This window comes from Chryseobacterium sp. BGA-UO-ETr-SB22 (genome assembly GCF_059567885.1).
In genome coordinates this window covers 1183934-1200598 of the sequence record NZ_JCAQOV010000005.1, presented here as the reverse complement: position 1 = coordinate 1200598, position 16665 = coordinate 1183934, and the positions used below count along the sequence as shown (strand labels likewise).

The 16665-nt window shown below is 36.2% G+C and carries 20 protein-coding genes; 2 read left to right on the top strand and 18 right to left on the bottom strand.

Features of this window, described 5'->3' with window-relative positions:
* Positions 1-24: 24 nt before the first annotated feature.
* Positions 25-270, top strand: a complete 246-nt coding sequence (locus tag AC57AW_RS12720) for a redox-active disulfide protein 2 (RefSeq protein ID WP_223598839.1) — start codon at positions 25-27, stop codon at positions 268-270.
* A 111-nt stretch (positions 271-381) separates the two neighbouring features.
* On the opposite strand, the gene AC57AW_RS12715 is transcribed toward AC57AW_RS12720, so the two are convergent.
* The 3 genes from AC57AW_RS12715 to AC57AW_RS12705 are packed head-to-tail and all read right to left on the bottom strand — an operon-like array spanning position 382 to position 4552.
* The gene (locus AC57AW_RS12715) at positions 382-1668 is read right to left on the bottom strand and encodes an alginate export family protein (RefSeq protein ID WP_496352175.1); all 1287 of its coding nucleotides are present in this window, start codon (positions 1666-1668) and stop codon (positions 382-384) included.
* Between the two features lie 42 nt (positions 1669-1710).
* On the bottom strand, positions 1711-3042 hold the full coding sequence (locus tag AC57AW_RS12710) for an MFS transporter (RefSeq protein WP_496352174.1): 1332 nt from the start codon (positions 3040-3042) through the stop codon (positions 1711-1713).
* A gap of 37 nt (positions 3043-3079) precedes the next feature.
* Positions 3080-4552, bottom strand: coding sequence for an MFS transporter (locus AC57AW_RS12705; RefSeq protein WP_496352173.1), 1473 nt, complete (start codon positions 4550-4552; stop codon positions 3080-3082).
* Positions 4553-4849: 297 nt separating this feature from the next.
* On the opposite strand from AC57AW_RS12705, the gene AC57AW_RS12700 reads away from it, so the two are divergent.
* Positions 4850-5281 carry an RrF2 family transcriptional regulator gene (locus tag AC57AW_RS12700; RefSeq protein ID WP_496352172.1) on the top strand — a complete coding sequence of 144 codons (432 nt, stop codon included), beginning with the start codon at positions 4850-4852 and terminating at the stop codon, positions 5279-5281.
* Between the two features lie 17 nt (positions 5282-5298).
* On the opposite strand, the gene AC57AW_RS12695 is transcribed toward AC57AW_RS12700, so the two are convergent.
* The 15 genes from AC57AW_RS12695 to AC57AW_RS12625 all read right to left on the bottom strand — a co-directional run bounded on the left by AC57AW_RS12695 (position 5299) and on the right by AC57AW_RS12625 (position 16642).
* The gene (locus AC57AW_RS12695) at positions 5299-5922 is read right to left on the bottom strand and encodes an ATP-binding cassette domain-containing protein (protein ID WP_496352171.1); all 624 of its coding nucleotides are present in this window, start codon (positions 5920-5922) and stop codon (positions 5299-5301) included.
* Positions 5919-6602, bottom strand: coding sequence for a molybdate ABC transporter permease subunit (modB, locus tag AC57AW_RS12690; RefSeq protein ID WP_496352170.1), 684 nt, complete (start codon positions 6600-6602; stop codon positions 5919-5921). The genes AC57AW_RS12695 and modB overlap by 4 nt, the downstream gene beginning before the upstream one ends.
* Complete coding sequence (gene modA / locus AC57AW_RS12685; RefSeq protein WP_496352169.1) at positions 6602-7402, bottom strand: molybdate ABC transporter substrate-binding protein; 801 nt, start codon at positions 7400-7402, stop codon at positions 6602-6604. The genes modB and modA overlap by 1 nt, the downstream gene beginning before the upstream one ends.
* A 75-nt stretch (positions 7403-7477) precedes the next feature.
* Positions 7478-7702 carry a hypothetical protein gene (locus tag AC57AW_RS12680; RefSeq protein WP_496352168.1) on the bottom strand — a complete coding sequence of 75 codons (225 nt, stop codon included), beginning with the start codon at positions 7700-7702 and terminating at the stop codon, positions 7478-7480.
* Between the two features lie 45 nt (positions 7703-7747).
* On the bottom strand, positions 7748-8653 hold the full coding sequence (gene moaCB, locus AC57AW_RS12675) for a bifunctional molybdenum cofactor biosynthesis protein MoaC/MoaB (RefSeq protein WP_496352167.1): 906 nt from the start codon (positions 8651-8653) through the stop codon (positions 7748-7750).
* 41 nt (positions 8654-8694) lie between these two features.
* Positions 8695-9132, bottom strand: coding sequence for a molybdenum cofactor biosynthesis protein MoaE (locus tag AC57AW_RS12670; RefSeq protein WP_496352166.1), 438 nt, complete (start codon positions 9130-9132; stop codon positions 8695-8697).
* On the bottom strand, positions 9129-10214 hold the full coding sequence (locus AC57AW_RS12665; RefSeq protein WP_496352165.1) for a ThiF family adenylyltransferase: 1086 nt from the start codon (positions 10212-10214) through the stop codon (positions 9129-9131). The genes AC57AW_RS12670 and AC57AW_RS12665 overlap by 4 nt, the downstream gene beginning before the upstream one ends.
* Before the next feature lie 87 nt (positions 10215-10301).
* Positions 10302-10535, bottom strand: a complete 234-nt coding sequence (locus tag AC57AW_RS12660; RefSeq protein WP_496352164.1) for a MoaD/ThiS family protein — start codon at positions 10533-10535, stop codon at positions 10302-10304.
* Positions 10536-10546: 11 nt separating this feature from the next.
* The gene (locus tag AC57AW_RS12655) at positions 10547-12610 is read right to left on the bottom strand and encodes a TonB-dependent receptor plug domain-containing protein (protein WP_496352163.1); all 2064 of its coding nucleotides are present in this window, start codon (positions 12608-12610) and stop codon (positions 10547-10549) included.
* Complete coding sequence (locus AC57AW_RS12650) at positions 12607-13173, bottom strand: molybdenum cofactor guanylyltransferase (RefSeq protein WP_496352162.1); 567 nt, start codon at positions 13171-13173, stop codon at positions 12607-12609. Before AC57AW_RS12650 ends, AC57AW_RS12655 begins: the two co-directional genes overlap by 4 nt.
* Positions 13174-13178: 5 nt before the next feature.
* Positions 13179-13502 (bottom strand): winged helix-turn-helix domain-containing protein, encoded by a 324-nt coding sequence (locus AC57AW_RS12645; protein ID WP_496352161.1) that lies wholly within the window; start codon positions 13500-13502, stop codon positions 13179-13181.
* The gene (locus tag AC57AW_RS12640; protein WP_496352160.1) at positions 13490-14683 is read right to left on the bottom strand and encodes a molybdopterin molybdotransferase MoeA; all 1194 of its coding nucleotides are present in this window, start codon (positions 14681-14683) and stop codon (positions 13490-13492) included. The genes AC57AW_RS12645 and AC57AW_RS12640 overlap by 13 nt, the downstream gene beginning before the upstream one ends.
* A gap of 28 nt (positions 14684-14711) precedes the next feature.
* Positions 14712-15311, bottom strand: a complete 600-nt coding sequence (locus tag AC57AW_RS12635; protein WP_496352159.1) for a molybdopterin-dependent oxidoreductase — start codon at positions 15309-15311, stop codon at positions 14712-14714.
* 67 nt (positions 15312-15378) lie between these two features.
* Entirely contained in the window at positions 15379-16383 is a 1005-nt protein-coding gene (gene moaA / locus AC57AW_RS12630; RefSeq protein WP_496352158.1) for a GTP 3',8-cyclase MoaA, read from the bottom strand.
* Positions 16361-16642 (bottom strand): DUF6755 family protein, encoded by a 282-nt coding sequence (locus AC57AW_RS12625; RefSeq protein ID WP_318846065.1) that lies wholly within the window; start codon positions 16640-16642, stop codon positions 16361-16363. Before AC57AW_RS12625 ends, moaA begins: the two co-directional genes overlap by 23 nt.
* Positions 16643-16665: the final 23 nt, after the last annotated feature.

Below are 16665 nucleotides of genomic sequence, written 5' to 3'. Positions count from 1 at the left end.
CTGCAAAGCCATCAACAAAACATCATGAAAAACAAGTCAATAAGCGAATACACAAATGAAGAACTCATAAGCAATGAAAAGAAAATTAAGATTATTACTATCATGCTGGGCATTGCAATCCTCTTATTATTCCTGAGCAATATAGTCTTAACATTCAAACGTGGATTTAGTGCAATGAGTGTAATTCCTATAGCTTTGGTTCCAATCCTAATTCTGAATATCAATAATTGGAATCAGTTAAAAAAAGAGAAGGCAAATAGAAATTTATAAAGATAAAAGTGAGATTCTTTGCTGTATAAAAAAATACTACATTATAATCTGCTGGTTTTATTTAAAGGATAAAAGTGAAGAGTAATGTAATCAGCTCCTCACTTTTATATTTTATTTTAATTTAAAATTGGGAGCAATCTTAACACCTAGCCAGGTCCATGTCTGCAAATTTTTAGGATCAGGAACATTTTTAACAAACTTCATGCTTTCGCCTGCGAACATAAATGAATGTCCAAGATTTGCAGTAATCACTTTTCCGAATGTATGGGTAAAAACCATATCTAATTCGCTTCCTAAATAAGATGAATATTTGTCTCCTACATTATTAAAACCTAATTTCCCGTTTGAAGTAAATACATGGAAATTGGTTTGCAACTGAGAATTGGAAGTGATTTTAACATTTGATTTTAAATAGTAATCATTCAATCCAAAGCTGTTGAAATGACTGTTTCCCAAATAGAAATAATCCATAAAACCATTATACAAATGATTGGTACCGTACAAAGGGCTGAAAGACCTGTTCTTGCCGGCTTCAGTATCATAATTTCCTCCTGAAAGCCATTCCGTTCCGGCAATGACATTGAACTTTGGATGAATTATAAAATCCGAATTGACAGAAAACTGGTATGCAGATTTACTTTGGGCCTGAGTATTTTTTCCGGTTTGATAATATGCAGAACCGAAAAAGCCGATGTTTTCGAAATATTTTCTGGCATTTACTCCCAACGTTAGCATATCATAATGGGTACCGGAAGGATTCTGAAGCACATTATTCATCGCAATAGCAGAAAATTGAAATTTATCTTTTCCTGTGTATTGGTAATGGATGATTTGAAGAGATTTTGTGATTTCGCCACTTTCAGCAATGCTGTAGATTTCTTTTTCAGGGAGATCATTGGTGTCATTATCGTCATTATTATACGTTACAACAGCTTCAATCTTTGAATTCGGATTAATTTTGTAAGCCGCTTTCAAAGCATCGAAACTTCTTCCCTGCATCGCCCAATCAAGCGCACCCACTAAACGTTCGTTATCATAAGAAAGAATCTGTCTACCAATTTTCATTGCGAACTTGTCTGAAAACTGATATTTTGCCCAGGCCTCATTAAGGGTGAAATTTTGATTTTTCCCGGCGGTAGTTGTTGTTTCGCCCCATGTTCTTACATCTTGTGCACTGATATAAACTTCCAGTTTTTTGTAATAATAATCGATTCCGAAACGGGCGCGTGAGAGAACCGTAGTTTCAGCTGATTTTCCTCTGGGAATTAAAGTTTTTACACCATTATCCAGTTCTCCTCTAGTTCTCAAATCAAAATTCAATTTTAAACTATCCATTTGTGCATTCGCATGGCTGAAAGCTAACACTAAAACTCCAGCCGCTATTATTTTTTTAAACATCTTTAAACAATTTATATTGCGCTTTTTTAATTATCTACAGGTCTAGCAAGGTCTTTCACAGCCTTTTCTTGTATAGAAATACCAATTCACAAAAGTGGCCATCACACAACCTGCGATAAGAAACCAGAAAAATAAACGGGCATCACCGGAAACAGCCCGGGACTGACTGATCAGTACGTTGAAAACAAATGGACCAAAAGCAGCTACAGCAGCTGTCCATCCTATCACACCAGCCGCTTTTCTGGGAGAATTTGAGAAAATCACAGGATATTGCTTGAAGGTTGCAGCATTTCCGATTCCTGTAAAAAAGAAAACACAAAGAATAATTATTAAAAATCCTTTGAAATCATCTTTGCTCGTTGGAGTTAGATATCCACCAAAAATCAAAGCCAGGAAAAGAAGAATTAAGCATAATCCTGTAAGCTGAGTAAGGAATGCACCTCCTATTTTATCAGCTACCTTACCAAAAATAATTCTGGTGGCAGAACCAATAAGAGGACCATAAAATGCATATTGCAAAGGATCCAGATCTTTATCTAAAGGAACATACAGATTTTTAATCATTAATGGAAAAGAGGCAGATAGCCCTGCAAAGATTCCAAAAGTCATAATGTACGTCATGGTACAATACAGGGTATGCTTATCCTTGAAAATATCCAATTGTTCTCTGAAAGTAGCCATCACCGGAATACTTTTTAAAGAACACCAAGCCCAGATACCTGTTATAAATAAAGGGACAACATAAATAAATGCAATATTTTCAAGATAAATTTTCTTCCCGGTAGCGACAATTGTTTCACCTCCTCCAAGAAACGAGAATATTGTCAAACTCATAATGAGAGGAGAAAGCAACTGTACAAGGCTTACTCCGAAATTTCCAATCCCGGCCTGAATTCCCAATGCTGTTCCCGCCTCTTTTTTGGGAAAGAATAACGAAGTTGAAGGCATATAAGATGAAAAATCTCCACCACCAATTCCCATTAAAAAACCAATAATCATGAAATACTGGAAAGAAGTATTTGGATCCATTACTGCAAACCCAAGCATGAGCAGAGGTATGATTTTAATAAAAGTAGTTATGGAAATTACTTTTTTGGTGCCATAAATAGGAATGAGAAAGGTATTTATAATCCTTAATATACCACCTGCAAGGCCAGGCATTGCAGCAAGCCAGAAAAGCTGATCATCTGAAAATTGATAACCGATCTGTGGAAGTTTAATGACAATAACACTGTATAAAAACCATGTAGCAAAAGAAAAAAGCAATGCTGTAGTAGTAATTGTGAGTGTCTTCCAGGCAATTTTTTTTCCTGTAGAGTTCCAGAACCCTTCGTTTGAAGGATCGTAGTTGGATAACCATTCTGAGTTATTCATCTGTAGTGATATTAAATTAGAAATTTTTGTATTATGATCAATGCTCAATTTTATCTTTGATATGAGGAGCCTCGCGATACGTCATATGTTTGATAACATGATTCATCCAGAAAAGAGAGACGGCCGAAATGATGAATACAAAGATCCACGAGCTGGTCCACAATCCCGAAAAATCAAGGAGATACCCAAAAAGAATAGGTCCGATAAAGCCTCCCAGTCCTCCTATAAGTCCTACCATTCCGCCAACAACGCCTATTTCATTTGGGAAATATTCAGGGATGTATTTATAAACTGCTGCTTTACCAATCCCCCACATAATTCCAAGGAGAATAACGAGAACCGAAAATACCCAGATATGAGCTTCAAATTTGATAAGTGTATTACCTTGGGCCAGCAGTTGTTTTTTGTTTACCTGCTGGTTTTGCTTCACTAAAACTTCCTGCCATGAAAAGGATTCGGGAAGTATGGAAGTATGTTCAGGAATTTCAGGTTTGGATTTTATATTCAGAACTTCTTCTCCTAATACAATTTTATTGGTTGAAACCTCAGTAATTATTCCTGTTTTCTTTGCAGTGATCCCCTTACCTGGTGTCAATATATCCATCTTAGGAAGCATAAGAAAACCGCTCAGAATAAGAGAAGAATAAAGAACCCAATTCATTACTTTCCTTGCTCCAAATTTATCTGACAAATACCCTCCAAAAGCTCTTATAACTCCGCTTGGTAGACTAAAAGCTGAGCTTAAAAGTCCTCCAAGAATCAACGACGTTTTATAAACATTGACATAATAAGGAAGCAGCCATTGAGAAAATGCTACAAACAATCCGAAAACAAGAAAATAATAGAGTCCGAATCTCCATACTCTCAGCTTGGATAGCGGAGCCAGAAGCTCAGACATTGTTTTATCCTGTACTTCAGCCTTTTTATTTTTAACAAAGAATATAAAGATCAATCCGATCAGGATGAGTATAATTCCGTAGATGACAGGAAGCATTCTCCAGCCGTTTTCGGGATCAGTTGCAGACAGATAATTCAGTAAAGCGGGGGCAAAAAATGTAGTTAAGGCAGCACCGGCATTTCCCATTCCGAAAATCCCAAGTGCTCTTCCCTGCCATTCCTTCGGATACCATACAGAGGTAAAGGCTATTCCTACGGCAAATCCGGTTCCTATCATTCCGAATAAAGCGCTTAATAAAAAATAAATCCAGTACGAATTCGCAAAATAAAGTAAGAATAAAGGAATACTGCATAGTAACAGTAAGGTTGAAAATACCGGTTTTCCCCCATACTTATCCGTTAGAATTCCTAAAGGCAACCTCATGATAGAACCTGTAAGAATGGGTATTCCCAGAAGCCAGCCTGTTTCTACTACCGACCAGTTAAAAATACCATTATCAACCAGATACGTCACCAATACCCCATTCATTGTCCAGCAGGCAAAGCAGACTATGAATGCCAGGGTATTCAGAAAAAGTATTTTGTGTGCAGAGGCTAAAGAATTTTCTATCATCAATCTATATTTTGAATTTCAAAATTACTTTTTAAATCAGATAAAAACATCCTATTTAAAATTATTTTTCTTATTTCTGTCAAAAATCATAATCATGATCTTTAACAATAATATTTCACAATTGTTAGAAAAAAGGGGTTATGAAATGTAAATCTGAGAGAATCACATCGGAAAAAAACTTATAATGAGTAGAATACCTTAAACCTCACTTTATTTTATAGTTACCTTATTTTAGGCAGGATTTTGTATTTTTGTACTTTAGATATTCTTCTTAGCTTTAATAATTATATATAAGGAATGCTGATATTTTCATATACATGTCAATACGCCATCAAAGCCTGTATCGTGCTGGCGTCCGAGAGAAAAAAAATAGGAATCATTGATATCTCTGAACAGATTGGTACGCCTACTCATTTCACCTCGAAAATTCTGCAGCAGCTTACCAAGAAACAACTGATTTCTTCAGGAAGAGGAAAAGGAGGAGGATTTTACCTTAATGATGAGCAGTTTGAAAAACTAACCATTCAGGATATATACGAAAGCCTTGAAAGAAAAGGAGTTCTAAATTCATGTCTTTTAGGCCTTAAGATCTGCAGCAGCGAAAATCCCTGCCCTATTCATGATATGGCTGTAGTAGTGAAAGAAAAAGTTAAAATAATTTTTGATTATAAAATTAAAGATTTAAAAGATCTTGGAAGTGTAATGAAAATGATGGAGTATCCCGGTTAAACCAGTTGATTAAAAAATCATCTGATAACCAGTTTTTTATGGGTATAATCTTCAAACTCATCTTCGTTATGACTGATCACAAAAAAAGTTACTCCCTGATTGATAGAGGTTTTCACGATCTCCTCTTTCATTACCTTTCTCATTGAAGGATCAACGGCTGAAAAAGGTTCGTCTAAGAGCGCAATTCTGGCATTCTGAACCAGTGTTCTTGCCAGTGCAACTCTTTGCTGCTGGCCACCGGAAAGCCTGGAAGGGGCTGCATTTTTCAGATTTTCCAGATTAAATATTTTTAAAAGGTGATTAATGATCTCTTCATCCTTTTTTTTCTGTGCAAATTCAATATTCTTTTTCACAGTCATATTGGGAAACAAAGCATAATGTTGAAACATCAATGCAATATCACGCTTTTGAGGTGACAGAAAGGTTTTGCTTTTTGTATCCGTTAAAACTGTATTATTTACTGTAATGAGTCCGGAATCTGGAGCAATTAATCCTGATATAATTTTAAAAAAAGTAGTTTTTCCAATTCCCGAATCTCCGGAAACATGGATAATACTTCCTTCTTCAAACTGCTCATTAATCTCAAGAAACTGATTTCCCGAGGAGGTAAAGATCTGGTGTTTTATATTGATCTCAATCATCGAAATGTTGTCATATTAACTTTACGGTTGATACTATAAATCAGCACTAAAGTAAGAAATGAAAGAATAAAAAGTACAAATGCATATCGGTTTGCGGCTTCAAAATTAAGAGCCTGAACCTGGTCGTATATTGCAACGGATGCAATTCTGGTTTCTTTAGGAATGTTTCCGCCCACCATAATGACAATACCAAATTCGCCGATACAATGTGCAAACGTAAGAGCAATTCCGGTAATAACGGAAGTTTTTATGTTGGGAAGAAGAACTTTAATCAGCGTAACGATTTTGGATTTACCCATCGTATAGGAAGCCTGCCTCAACTCATCGGACAATGAGGAGAAACCGTTCTGAAGGGGCTGAATCATAAAAGGTAAATTGGCGATAATGCTTGCAATAACAATTCCGTTAAATGAAAAAGCAAGCCGGACATCAAAATACTGCTCTAAAAATTGTCCAAAAGCATTATCAGGACTGAAGGCCACCAAAAGGTAATACCCCATCACCGTTGGCGGCAAAACCATAGGCATACAAATGAGCGCTTCTACGATAAATTTCAGTTTAAATCGTGAATAGGTAATCCAGTAAGCCACCGGGATTCCAATGATGATCAGAATAGTAGTGGTCACCAGTGCCAATTTTCCGGTGAGAAGTAAGGTGTAAACAAAATCCTGATCCAGCATTAGAATTTAATTACGGGTTTATAGCCATATTTTTTCCAGATTTTTATTGCTTTTTCACTTTTAATAAAATCGAAAAAAAGCTGTGCTTCCGTTGTATTTTTCCCTTTCAGAATAATACCGCTTTGTGGAATTGGAGATGACTCCTGTTCTGAAAGCTCATAAAATTTCCCTTTTCCTGTCATTTCTTTACCTATCACATTGGAAAGAGCAACAAAGGCAATATCAGCATTACCAGAAGAAGCAAATTGTGCTGCCTGATTAATATTTTCTGCCCAGACAATTTTATGTTCAATCACCGTATATAAACCGGATTTTTTCAAAGCTTCAACAGTATTTTTCCCGTAAGGAGCAAGTTTCGGGTTGGCAATGGCTATTTTTTTAACTTTTGGGTTTAATACAAGCTTCAAACCTTCCGAAACGTCTAAATTCGAGCTCCACAGAGCAATCCTTCCATAGGTGTAGACTGAAGAATTCCCGAAAGCTTTATGGGTATCTTTAATCTTTTCAGGAAATGAAGAATCTGCTGAAAGAAACAGATCGAAAGGTGCTCCGTTTATTATTTGCTGAACCAGCAATCCTGAAGACGCATAGCTAACTTCAACTTTTCTATCAGGATTTTCTTTTACATAAACTTCCTTGAATTCTTCTAAAACATCTCTGAGATTGGCTGCCGCTGCCACAGAAATTACAGAACTTTGACCGTTTTGTGCATGCTCTGAAGGATTTTTTGTACAGCTAAGAATGAGAAGTGAAATAAAAAAAACACTCTGTAAAAATTTTAATGGGATCAATTTATTCATAGTACGAATCGTATAAAAAGAAAGATTTATAATACAACATCATAGACTGCTCAAAAAACATGATAAACAGAAGAATTACTTCAGTTTTTCCAATGTTTTGCATTTTTCTTTATCACCGGTTTTTATCACAGAAATATCAATGTATTTAACAGTTCCGCCACTTGATGATTCAAATTGTTTTGCCTTTTTATCAGCATATTCAAGGGTATAGCCAATTCCCATAACGACTTTATGTCCGTTACATTCTCCCATGGCTAAAAACAGATATTCTCCTAATGCAGATTGGATATTGGTACTCATTTTTAACTATTTAGATTATTTTATTGTATTGATTTTGTTCCGTTTTTAATGCTGGGCTCCCGCCACTATTTTATAGATATGAAGAATTCCCGGAAATAGGGCGTCCATTGATTCCTCTGCTCCTTTTGTAGAACCTGGAAGGGCAATGACAAGGGTATCGCCAATCATACCCGCCAGACTTCTGGAAAGCATTGAATAAGGGGTTCGCAGCTGTCCATAGCTTCTTATAGCTTCTGCAACACCGGGAATTTCCCGCTCCAGAAGAGGGCGAACAGCTTCAGGTGTTACATCCCGTTTTGACAGTCCGGTTCCTCCCGTGATCATGATAAGTCTGGTTCCCTGCTCCACATCTGATTTTATTTTGTCTTGAATTTCCTTGATTTCATCAGGAATAACAACATAATCATTAATATCTACATGATGTTTTTCCAGAGCTGCAATAATTGCTTTTCCAGCTTTATCTTCTTTTTTCCCTGCAAAAATGCTATCTGAACAAACAATTACGGATGCATCAATACCTTCTCCAGAATCTTTATTATCTGATTTTCCTCCTTTTTTCTCCAGCAGTTTAATATTTTTGATTTCAATATTCTTATCAATAGGCTTGAGCATATCATACATTGTGAGTGCTACTACAGATGCCGAATGCATGGCCTCCACTTCTACCCCGGTTTTGTAAATGGTATGAATTTCTGAGGTGACATGAATATCGAGATTCCTGATTTCAAACTGAATTGAGGTATATTCTATCGGAAGCGGATGGCAGTCCGGAATAACATCGCTTGTTTTTTTGGCAGCAAATAAACCTGCAGTCTTTGACATTTCAAATACATTTCCTTTCGGAACTTTATGATTTACAATGGCATCGATAGTATCCTGTGAACTTACGCTCACTATTGCCTCGGCAATAGCTTTTCTAAGTGTACTGTATTTGTGGGTGATATTGACCATATTTCTGTAATTAATTTTGTTATTAAAACCTTATTTTTTGCTTATCTGTTTTCTTTCCAGGTATGGGATTGATCTTCTAAAATCTCTTTTCCCCACAAAGGAATTTCTTTCTTAATTCTATCTACCATTTCGTCACAGGCATTGATGGCTTCTTTTCTATGCTCAGCAGAAGTAAAGACAAATAAACAGATCTCTCCAACCTTGATATTTCCTAATGAATGGTAGATATGTGCACATATCAGCTTATATTTTGAGATGATTTCTTCCCGGATATCATGGGCTTTTTCCAATGCCATTTCCTGATAAGCAGTAAATTCCATGGATTGAATTTTTTTATCATTAATCGCGTCTTCACGAATCTGTCCCAGAAAAATACTGTGTCCGCCAATATTGGTTTTAACGGTATGTTTGGCAATACTTTCAGCGACAAATGATGGACTGATAGGGCCTTCAATAAATATATTTTTTATTTTTTTCATGATAATATTGATTTTGCTCCAGCTGGAAAATGTTTGATTTCTTTTTCCGGAAAATATGTTTGGGTAAGTTCTAATGCTTTTCTGCTTCTCTTTCCTGAGGCACAGATAAAGCATAGATTTTCGTAGTTTTCTAATGTTTTCAAATTTTGTCCGAGGGAAGCTAACGGAATTTCCAAAGCCTGGAATGAGTTTAATCTCGGCAGCTCATCTGTTTCCCGAACATCAATCAGAATGCTGTTTTTCTGATTCAGGAATGTTTGTAAATCTGCAGTTGACCGAATTTCATTTTCTTTCCTGATATTACAGAATTCTTCGTAGTTGAAATTTTTAAATTGTTCAATTGTTTCGGGTCCTGATTTTTCTTTGCATGGATTAAAATTAACAATCATTGATTGGTAATTTCTGGTATTGAAAGACAACAGTTTATGAATCAGCACATCTTCCGAACCAATTAACAGCTTGATTACTTCATTGGCCTGAAAAGTACCTATCACAGCCGAATGCGCTGGTAAAACTCCTGCTTCATTACAATCAGGGACTTCATTCTGATTGGGTGATACCGGAAAAAGATCACGATAATTGGTTACCTTATTGTCCTTTTCTACATTGAAAACAGAAATCTGGCCTTCATGCCTGAAAATAGATGCATACACCAATGGTTTCCTCAACAGAGCGCAGGCATCATTCAGTAAATACCGGGTTGTAAAATTATCCGTACAGTCTACAATGACATCGAAATTATGAATAATGGAAAATACATTATCTGATGTGAGCATCTCCTGAAATGCTGCAATCTCAGTATCTGTATTCATCTTATTCAAATGTTCAACTGCTGCAATGACTTTTGGTGTTCCCACATCCTGTTCATCATACAGAAACTGCCTGTGGAGATTATCCATCTCTACCATATCAAAATCAACGATTCCTATTGCTCCTATTCCGGAAGAAACCAGAATCTGAAGAACGGGACATCCCAAACCTCCTGCACCGACAACCAAAACTGAAGATTCAGCGAGTTTTTCCTGTGCGGTGATTCCAAAGTCCGGGAGTATCATTTGTCTGTTGTATCTTTTTAAATCCATTCTTAAAGAAGTTTTTATTTGCAACATAAGGTTAGCCAATTGTTTACTCAAAGGCTTTCATTCCTTCTAATTATCAAATCATTAAAATCAACCTCCTGAATAAGGCGGCAGCAAAGCGATTTCTGCATCACCGGAAATAGATTGCTCCTCTTCAGCCTTTACCCCGTTCACGACAATTAAAAATGTAAGTTCTTTTAAAGCCGGAAATTTTTCATACAACAGGTTTTTTAAATCAGAAACATTATTGATGTTTTCCGTGTCTAAATCATATTGACCGTTCTTGAAGATGTCTGTAAGTTTTCCAAATATTTTAAGTGTCATTATTTCATTTTTTAAAAGTGATAGTTTAATGCAGTTATGAATGATCTTCCTTCTTTCGGATAGCCATAAGACAGATAATAATTTCTATCTAACAGGTTTCTTACACCGAAGTCAAAGTTTACCCCTTTTACAATATTTACAGAGAGTTTGGCATTCACCAAAGTAAATTCAGGTGCCTGATCTCCTGTACTGGTTATATATCTTTTTCCATAAAATTCTACATTGACATTAAGGACAGAGCGAAGCGACGGAGCTTCTAATTTTGTGTAAGCCATCATTTTATGGTTAGGAACATCGGTGAATTTCTCGTTACTTCCATCCGTCATATCTTTCATATCAATATAACTGTAATTGGCTCCCAACGTGATATTCTTAACCGGGATATAATTCAGGGCCAATTCATATCCCTGAAATATTGCCTTACCGATATTTACATTCTGGATAATGGGATTTCCATTGTCCTGATATCCCACTGTTCTTGCAAAAATGGCATCCCGTATCGTATTGATAAATCCTGAAACTTCATAGTTGAACTTATTCCCCAATTTTGCTGAATAAGTAAGGTCGTAAGCCCATGTATATTCTGATTTTAAATCCGGATTGGGAACCTGATTTCCAAAACGGCTGGAATATCTTTCTTTCTGAGAAGCAAATCTTGATCTTTTGGATGCAGATGCTGTAATGGTATGATTTTTAAAAGGTTGTATAATAATTCCTCCTTTGTAATCAAATGCATGATCAGATCCTTTCGGGAAGTCATATAAAACATTCTTTTCTCCTGTCTCATAATGAGTTCCGTATTCCTGAGCTTTGATATTGTTTCTCGAATTAAAAGATGCCCCAATAATTGCTTTTAAAAAGGAATTGATAGTCACAACATCCTCTAAACCAACATACAAAGTGTTGTCTTTATAGTTTTGTTCCGGTTCTCCGGCTTTGAACTTTTGCCCAGAAGTGCTGTCAGCTAAAATTTCTTCGTTGTATTCTGTATGTGAATCATATTTGTTATTCACTGAAAGCGTAATGACATTGTTTTTAACCGCTTCAGTGGTCAGATTGAGGATCGCACCTAATGAATAGTCATCATACACGCTCGAAAAAGAGGAATTCTTGTTGAGCAAAGTATAGGTATTATTGTCATACTGTTTCATTTTATTGTAATAGGTATCGTAATATCCAGTAAAATTCAGGAACGTTTTGGGAGCAACTAAGGTCTTTGTTTTAATGTATATACTTTTCTTATCATATACCGGGTAATCGCGCCAATTGCTGTTTCCTTTATTATAGGCATTGGGTGAGATATTCTTTTCAGCATTTTGTGAAAGAATACTCAATGAGTATTCATCTGTTTTGTTAGGTGTATACCCAAATTTTGCACTTAATCTGGCATCAATAGATCCCGAATTTTCTCTTTCTAATGATGGCTGTAGTTCTGTACGGTCAAACTTTCTGGAAATTAAATAATTATCAATTTTCAATATGGAAGCGGATCCCATCAGGTAATATTTATTTTGTCTTGTCCCGATGTTGAGCGACGTAAAGTAAGAGTTAATACCGGTTCCGTCAGCAAAACCTACGCCTGACTGACCGTCAATATCCAAAGCCTTTACTGGTTTTCTGGATACAATGTTCACAGCACCACCCATCGTATTGGGACCATATTGAACGGAAACCAATCCTTTTTCCACGGAAATACTGTTGATATCAAAAGTGGTGAAACGACTCAAATCAAAATTACCGTCATAAGGGGTATAAATAGGAATTCCGTCATAAAAAACCGGTGTTCTGAGGGAGTTAAATCCTCGTACCAGAATGCTTCCTTCATTCCTTGCTCCCATCTGCGTGATGCCTACACCCGGCAGTAGATTGACTGCATCTACCACATTCATTTTGTTGAAATCCTGCATCAGCTTAGCATCAATTCGGGTAATGGGTCCTTCATTTTTTTCTTTTCCATGGATATTAACCTCTTGAATTTCATACAACTTCTGTAAGGTATCAGTCTTTATCTGCTCTTGTGCAAACATATTCAGTGACAACAAAATTGCACCTGCAATCACATAATTCTTTTTCATGATCTTAACTCTTTGATTAAAATTTCAGCATTCTTAAAACATTCCGGTGTATTGATATTCAAAAACTGATGTTCAAAATCACCACTCAACTTTATATAATTGGCATTTTGCTGCTGAAGAAAATGCATCATTTTCAGATTTTCTTTTTCTATTGATTTTGTGAAGGCATCCAGAAAGCGATAAGGGTAAATACCCACAACCGGATACACTTTTTCTTGATACTGCGCTATATTTATCCTGTTTTCCTCTTTTCTTTGAAGTATATTCTTTATTAATTCTGATGAAAAGAAAGGCATATCACAGCTGCAGACAAAAATATCGTCTTTACAGTATTCTAAGGCCGAACGAATGCCGCCCATCGGGCCTTTATGAGCAATAACATCTTTAATAATTTCTTTAGAATCAGGATAATCTGAATGATTACCAGAAATATAAACCTCATCAAAAACCTGCGACAGATTATCTATTACATATTCTATTACAGTTTTTTGACCCAGCTTCATCAGGGCTTTGTTCTGACCCATTCTGGAGCTTTGACCTCCTGCTAAAACAACTGCTTTCATAGTATTTAAATGGTTTCTTTTGAGAATTTCAAAAAAAACTCTTCTGCTGTTTTAAATTTTTCAACGATGAGTTTTCCGTAATCAGTGAGCTGACTTTGCCCACCGGATTTTCCTCCCACTTCTTTTGTAACAATTTCACAGGAGGCATTAGAATTAATATCACGCACGATTCCCCAGGCTTTCCGATAGGGTATTTTCAGTGCTTTTGCTGCTTCTGCTATACTTCCCAACTGATGAATATGTTCTAAAAGTCTGGCTCTTCCAATACCAATCTTCAGACCGGATCCGGTTTCTATCCATATCCTTCCTTTGATTTTCAGATTTTCCATATTTTCACTTTTTCACCAATATTTATTTCGGTAGCCGTTTCAGAAAATTCTACCAGACAATTGGCCTGAGCTGCCGAATTCATTTTATAGGATTCCTGACCGCTGAGAATACGAACATTTCCTTTGGAATAGAATGCCTTCAGAAACTGAGTCTGCTCATTGCTTTTTTTTCTTACGTAAGATTCTGAAATAGCAAAATCCACTTCTTCTTCAAAGTTCTGACGACCGAAACATCCAAGCAGGAATGGCTTCACATACTGATGGTAACAGGAAAAAACAGAAGCCGGATTTCCGGGTAATGCAAAAACAAATTTCTCATTTTGCTTTCCGAAGAACAGCGGTTTTCCAGGTTTTTGTCTGATCTTGTAGAATAATTCTTTAACGTCCAGTTTTTCCAGAGCAGGTTTCACATAGTCATAATCCCCGACCGAAATTCCCCCTGTTATGAGTACAATATCATTATGATCTAAAGCTTCTTTGATCGCATGAAACGTCGCATCTTCTGTATCTTCAGCATGCTTTATACACGAGAACTGATGATTGATTTCTGCTAAAGCTGCCTGCAGAGTATATCTGTTGGAATTGTAAATTTCACCTTCTGCCAAAGAATTTCCCAGTTCAACCAATTCATTTCCAGTGAAAACAAGTCCTATTTTCAGGCGCTGATACACCGTAATTTTTTCAATTCCAAATCCTGCCAGAAATCCGATCAATGCGTGATTGATATATGTATTTTTTTCAACAATCACAGTTCCTGACTGTGTCTGTGAAGCTTTCAGTCGAATATTTTCACCCTTTTGAATTTCATTAGTAAAATGAATAAGATGTTCATTCTGCTTCACCTTTTCCTGCATCACCACGGTATCAACACCGTCCGGAATTTTAGCGCCTGTAAAAATGCGAACAGCTTCTCCCCTGCCTAAAACAAAGTCATTTTTTGAAATTCCTGCGGGAATGATTTGGGTAACCTTCAATTCTGTATAATATGCCAGGTCTTCAAAACGGAAACCATACCCATCCATTGCTGAGTTATCGAAAGAGGGAACATCTAAAATTGCCCGTATTTCTTCTGCAGCATAAAACCCCTGTGCTTCTAAAAGTGAGAGCTCTGTTTTTTCAGTTATGAAAATTTGATTCTGAATGATTTTTCTGGCTTCGGAAACGGATATAAAATGGTTCATCTTTTTTCGTTTGAAATTTTCAATTTGATTATTTTACTCTGGTCACTTCTATGCTTTTCAGCCATTTTACGTGACGCGGGCCTGTTTTGGTGTCAGAAAGGCTTACCACAATCATTTCCCCTTTTTTCTTGAGTGGTTCTCCATTTTGTTCAAACACCACATATACTTTTTCCCCTGCCGGATTGTTGAATAATTCTGCCCAGGAAAATGTAGCCTTATAATCATCTGAAGCGCGGGCAACAATGTAAAAATTACGGTCTTTGTGATCCTTTTGGGCAATTTTTGCTTTATCTAAAATATCAGTAAGAAGAACAGCTTTTGTAGATTCTATGCTGTCTTTGGTTAAACCGCTCTGACAGACAATTTTGAAGTCATTGAGTTCCTTCACATTCATTTTTTTCAAAGAATCTACGGTTAAGGTAAGCGGATTGACTACATCTCCTTTTACCTGTACTTCCCGGCTTACATATTTCAGATCATCTTTATCATCGTGCTTATGGTTTTCTTTTTCAGAAGCGGCTTGTGAAGTTTCTGCATATTTTTCAGCCTGAGCCGTTTCCGATTTTGTACATTGCGTCATTGTGAGTGTTATCATGACAACAGCAATGAATTTAATTAATCCTTTCATTGTTAATAAGTTATTGAGTTTAGTACAGTTCGTTATGTCTTTTTTATCCTATCGGTTGATAAAAAAATTATCCTCCTATTTTGATCATACTCCGGTTAATCATTGATTGGTTCCTGACACTTTCCATTTCAGAAAATTGTCCGCCTTTTTCTTTGTGTTTTTTGATTATACCGAGTTGTATGAGTTCTGTTATTTCTTCTTTATTTCTGAAAGCTTTAAGCAAATCAAACTCATCGGCACCGAAAAGGCAGTTTTTCATTTTTCCATCGGATGTTATTCTGATCCGGTTACACCCTGCACAAAATGAATTACTCATGGTAGAAATCAAACCAAAAACACCTTTACTTTCTTCGTTGACTCTATATTTTCTGGAAGTATCATTTTTATGATCTTCCATCTTTTCATACTTGAAATGCTGAGAAATCAGACTGAGCATCTCCGCAATGGGGATAACTTTTTCTTTTTCCCAGGAGTTTCCGCTGAAGGGCATAAATTCTATAAACCTCAGCTCAATCGGGTAATGATGTGATAAGGCAATGAATTCAGGAATTTCATCTTCATTGAAACCCCGCATGATAACCACATTCAGCTTAACATTAAATCCTCTTTTGATACTTTCTTTGATATTCTCCCAGACTTTTTGAAACAGATCTCTTTTGGTAATATATTTGAACTTATCCCGATCTAAAGAATCAATACTGATATTGAGGTTTTTAACCCCACATTCCTGAAATAATTCAAAATATTTGTGAAGCAAAACACCATTGGTCGTTATTCCTATACTTGTCCCTAATGTTGAAATCTGGCGGATAATTGTTTCAAAATCATTTCTTACCAAAGGTTCTCCACCCGTAATCCGGATTTTATTGATATTAAATTCATTAACAAAAATTTTTGCAATTTCAAAGATCTCCTGACTGTTCATCAACTCGATGGAAGGAGTACTTTTAAAAGGCTCATCCGGCATACAGTACAGACATCTGAAATTACAGCTGTCGGTAACCGAAAGTCTGAGATAATCATGTTTTCTGCCAAAAGCATCAAGCAGATTAGTAGGCGTGGTCATTCTCATCTTCCTGTTTTTTATTTTGACCAGTCGGGATATCGGGTACGTATCTTAAAAAGAAAACTGTACATAGAAATATGATGACTGAAGCAATGGCTGAATAAGTTGAAAAGTCCAGATGCTCTTTGTCTAAAGCTTTATTGATGGTTCCAAACAGAAGCCACATCTGCAGACTTACCAGTAAAATATAAACACTGATAATGGCTACAAGCATTTCATTGACTCTGAAGGTTACTTTTTTTATGGGTTTCTTTCGTACTGACATCTTTATTTATTTTTGGGGGTGAA

Excerpts from the sequence above, each read along its gene's own strand:
- modB (WP_496352170.1), bottom strand. The coding sequence starts at position 6,602 with ATGCTGGATCAGGATTTTGTTTACACCTTACTTCTCACCGGAAAATTG.
- AC57AW_RS12705 (WP_496352173.1), bottom strand. The coding sequence starts at position 4,552 with ATGATAGAAAATTCTTTAGCCTCTGCACACAAAATACTTTTTCTGAAT.
- AC57AW_RS12670 (WP_496352166.1), bottom strand. The coding sequence starts at position 9,132 with ATGAAAAAAATAAAAAATATATTTATTGAAGGCCCTATCAGTCCATCA.
- AC57AW_RS12660 (WP_496352164.1), bottom strand. The coding sequence starts at position 10,535 with ATGACACTTAAAATATTTGGAAAACTTACAGACATCTTCAAGAACGGT.
- moaA (WP_496352158.1), bottom strand. The coding sequence starts at position 16,383 with ATGAGAATGACCACGCCTACTAATCTGCTTGATGCTTTTGGCAGAAAA.
- moaCB (WP_496352167.1), bottom strand. The coding sequence starts at position 8,653 with ATGGTCAATATCACCCACAAATACAGTACACTTAGAAAAGCTATTGCC.
- AC57AW_RS12710 (WP_496352174.1), bottom strand. The coding sequence starts at position 3,042 with ATGAATAACTCAGAATGGTTATCCAACTACGATCCTTCAAACGAAGGG.
- AC57AW_RS12665 (WP_496352165.1), bottom strand. The coding sequence starts at position 10,214 with ATGGATTTAAAAAGATACAACAGACAAATGATACTCCCGGACTTTGGA.
- AC57AW_RS12720 (WP_223598839.1), top strand. The coding sequence starts at position 25 with ATGAAAAACAAGTCAATAAGCGAATACACAAATGAAGAACTCATAAGC.
- AC57AW_RS12625 (WP_318846065.1), bottom strand. The coding sequence starts at position 16,642 with ATGTCAGTACGAAAGAAACCCATAAAAAAAGTAACCTTCAGAGTCAAT.
- modA (WP_496352169.1), bottom strand. The coding sequence starts at position 7,402 with ATGAATAAATTGATCCCATTAAAATTTTTACAGAGTGTTTTTTTTATT.
- AC57AW_RS12635 (WP_496352159.1), bottom strand. The coding sequence starts at position 15,311 with ATGAAAGGATTAATTAAATTCATTGCTGTTGTCATGATAACACTCACA.
- AC57AW_RS12715 (WP_496352175.1), bottom strand. The coding sequence starts at position 1,668 with ATGTTTAAAAAAATAATAGCGGCTGGAGTTTTAGTGTTAGCTTTCAGC.
- AC57AW_RS12680 (WP_496352168.1), bottom strand. The coding sequence starts at position 7,702 with ATGAGTACCAATATCCAATCTGCATTAGGAGAATATCTGTTTTTAGCC.
- AC57AW_RS12650 (WP_496352162.1), bottom strand. The coding sequence starts at position 13,173 with ATGAAAGCAGTTGTTTTAGCAGGAGGTCAAAGCTCCAGAATGGGTCAG.
- AC57AW_RS12700 (WP_496352172.1), top strand. The coding sequence starts at position 4,850 with ATGCTGATATTTTCATATACATGTCAATACGCCATCAAAGCCTGTATC.
- AC57AW_RS12640 (WP_496352160.1), bottom strand. The coding sequence starts at position 14,683 with ATGAACCATTTTATATCCGTTTCCGAAGCCAGAAAAATCATTCAGAAT.
- AC57AW_RS12695 (WP_496352171.1), bottom strand. The coding sequence starts at position 5,922 with ATGATTGAGATCAATATAAAACACCAGATCTTTACCTCCTCGGGAAAT.
- AC57AW_RS12645 (WP_496352161.1), bottom strand. The coding sequence starts at position 13,502 with ATGGAAAATCTGAAAATCAAAGGAAGGATATGGATAGAAACCGGATCC.
- AC57AW_RS12655 (WP_496352163.1), bottom strand. The coding sequence starts at position 12,610 with ATGAAAAAGAATTATGTGATTGCAGGTGCAATTTTGTTGTCACTGAAT.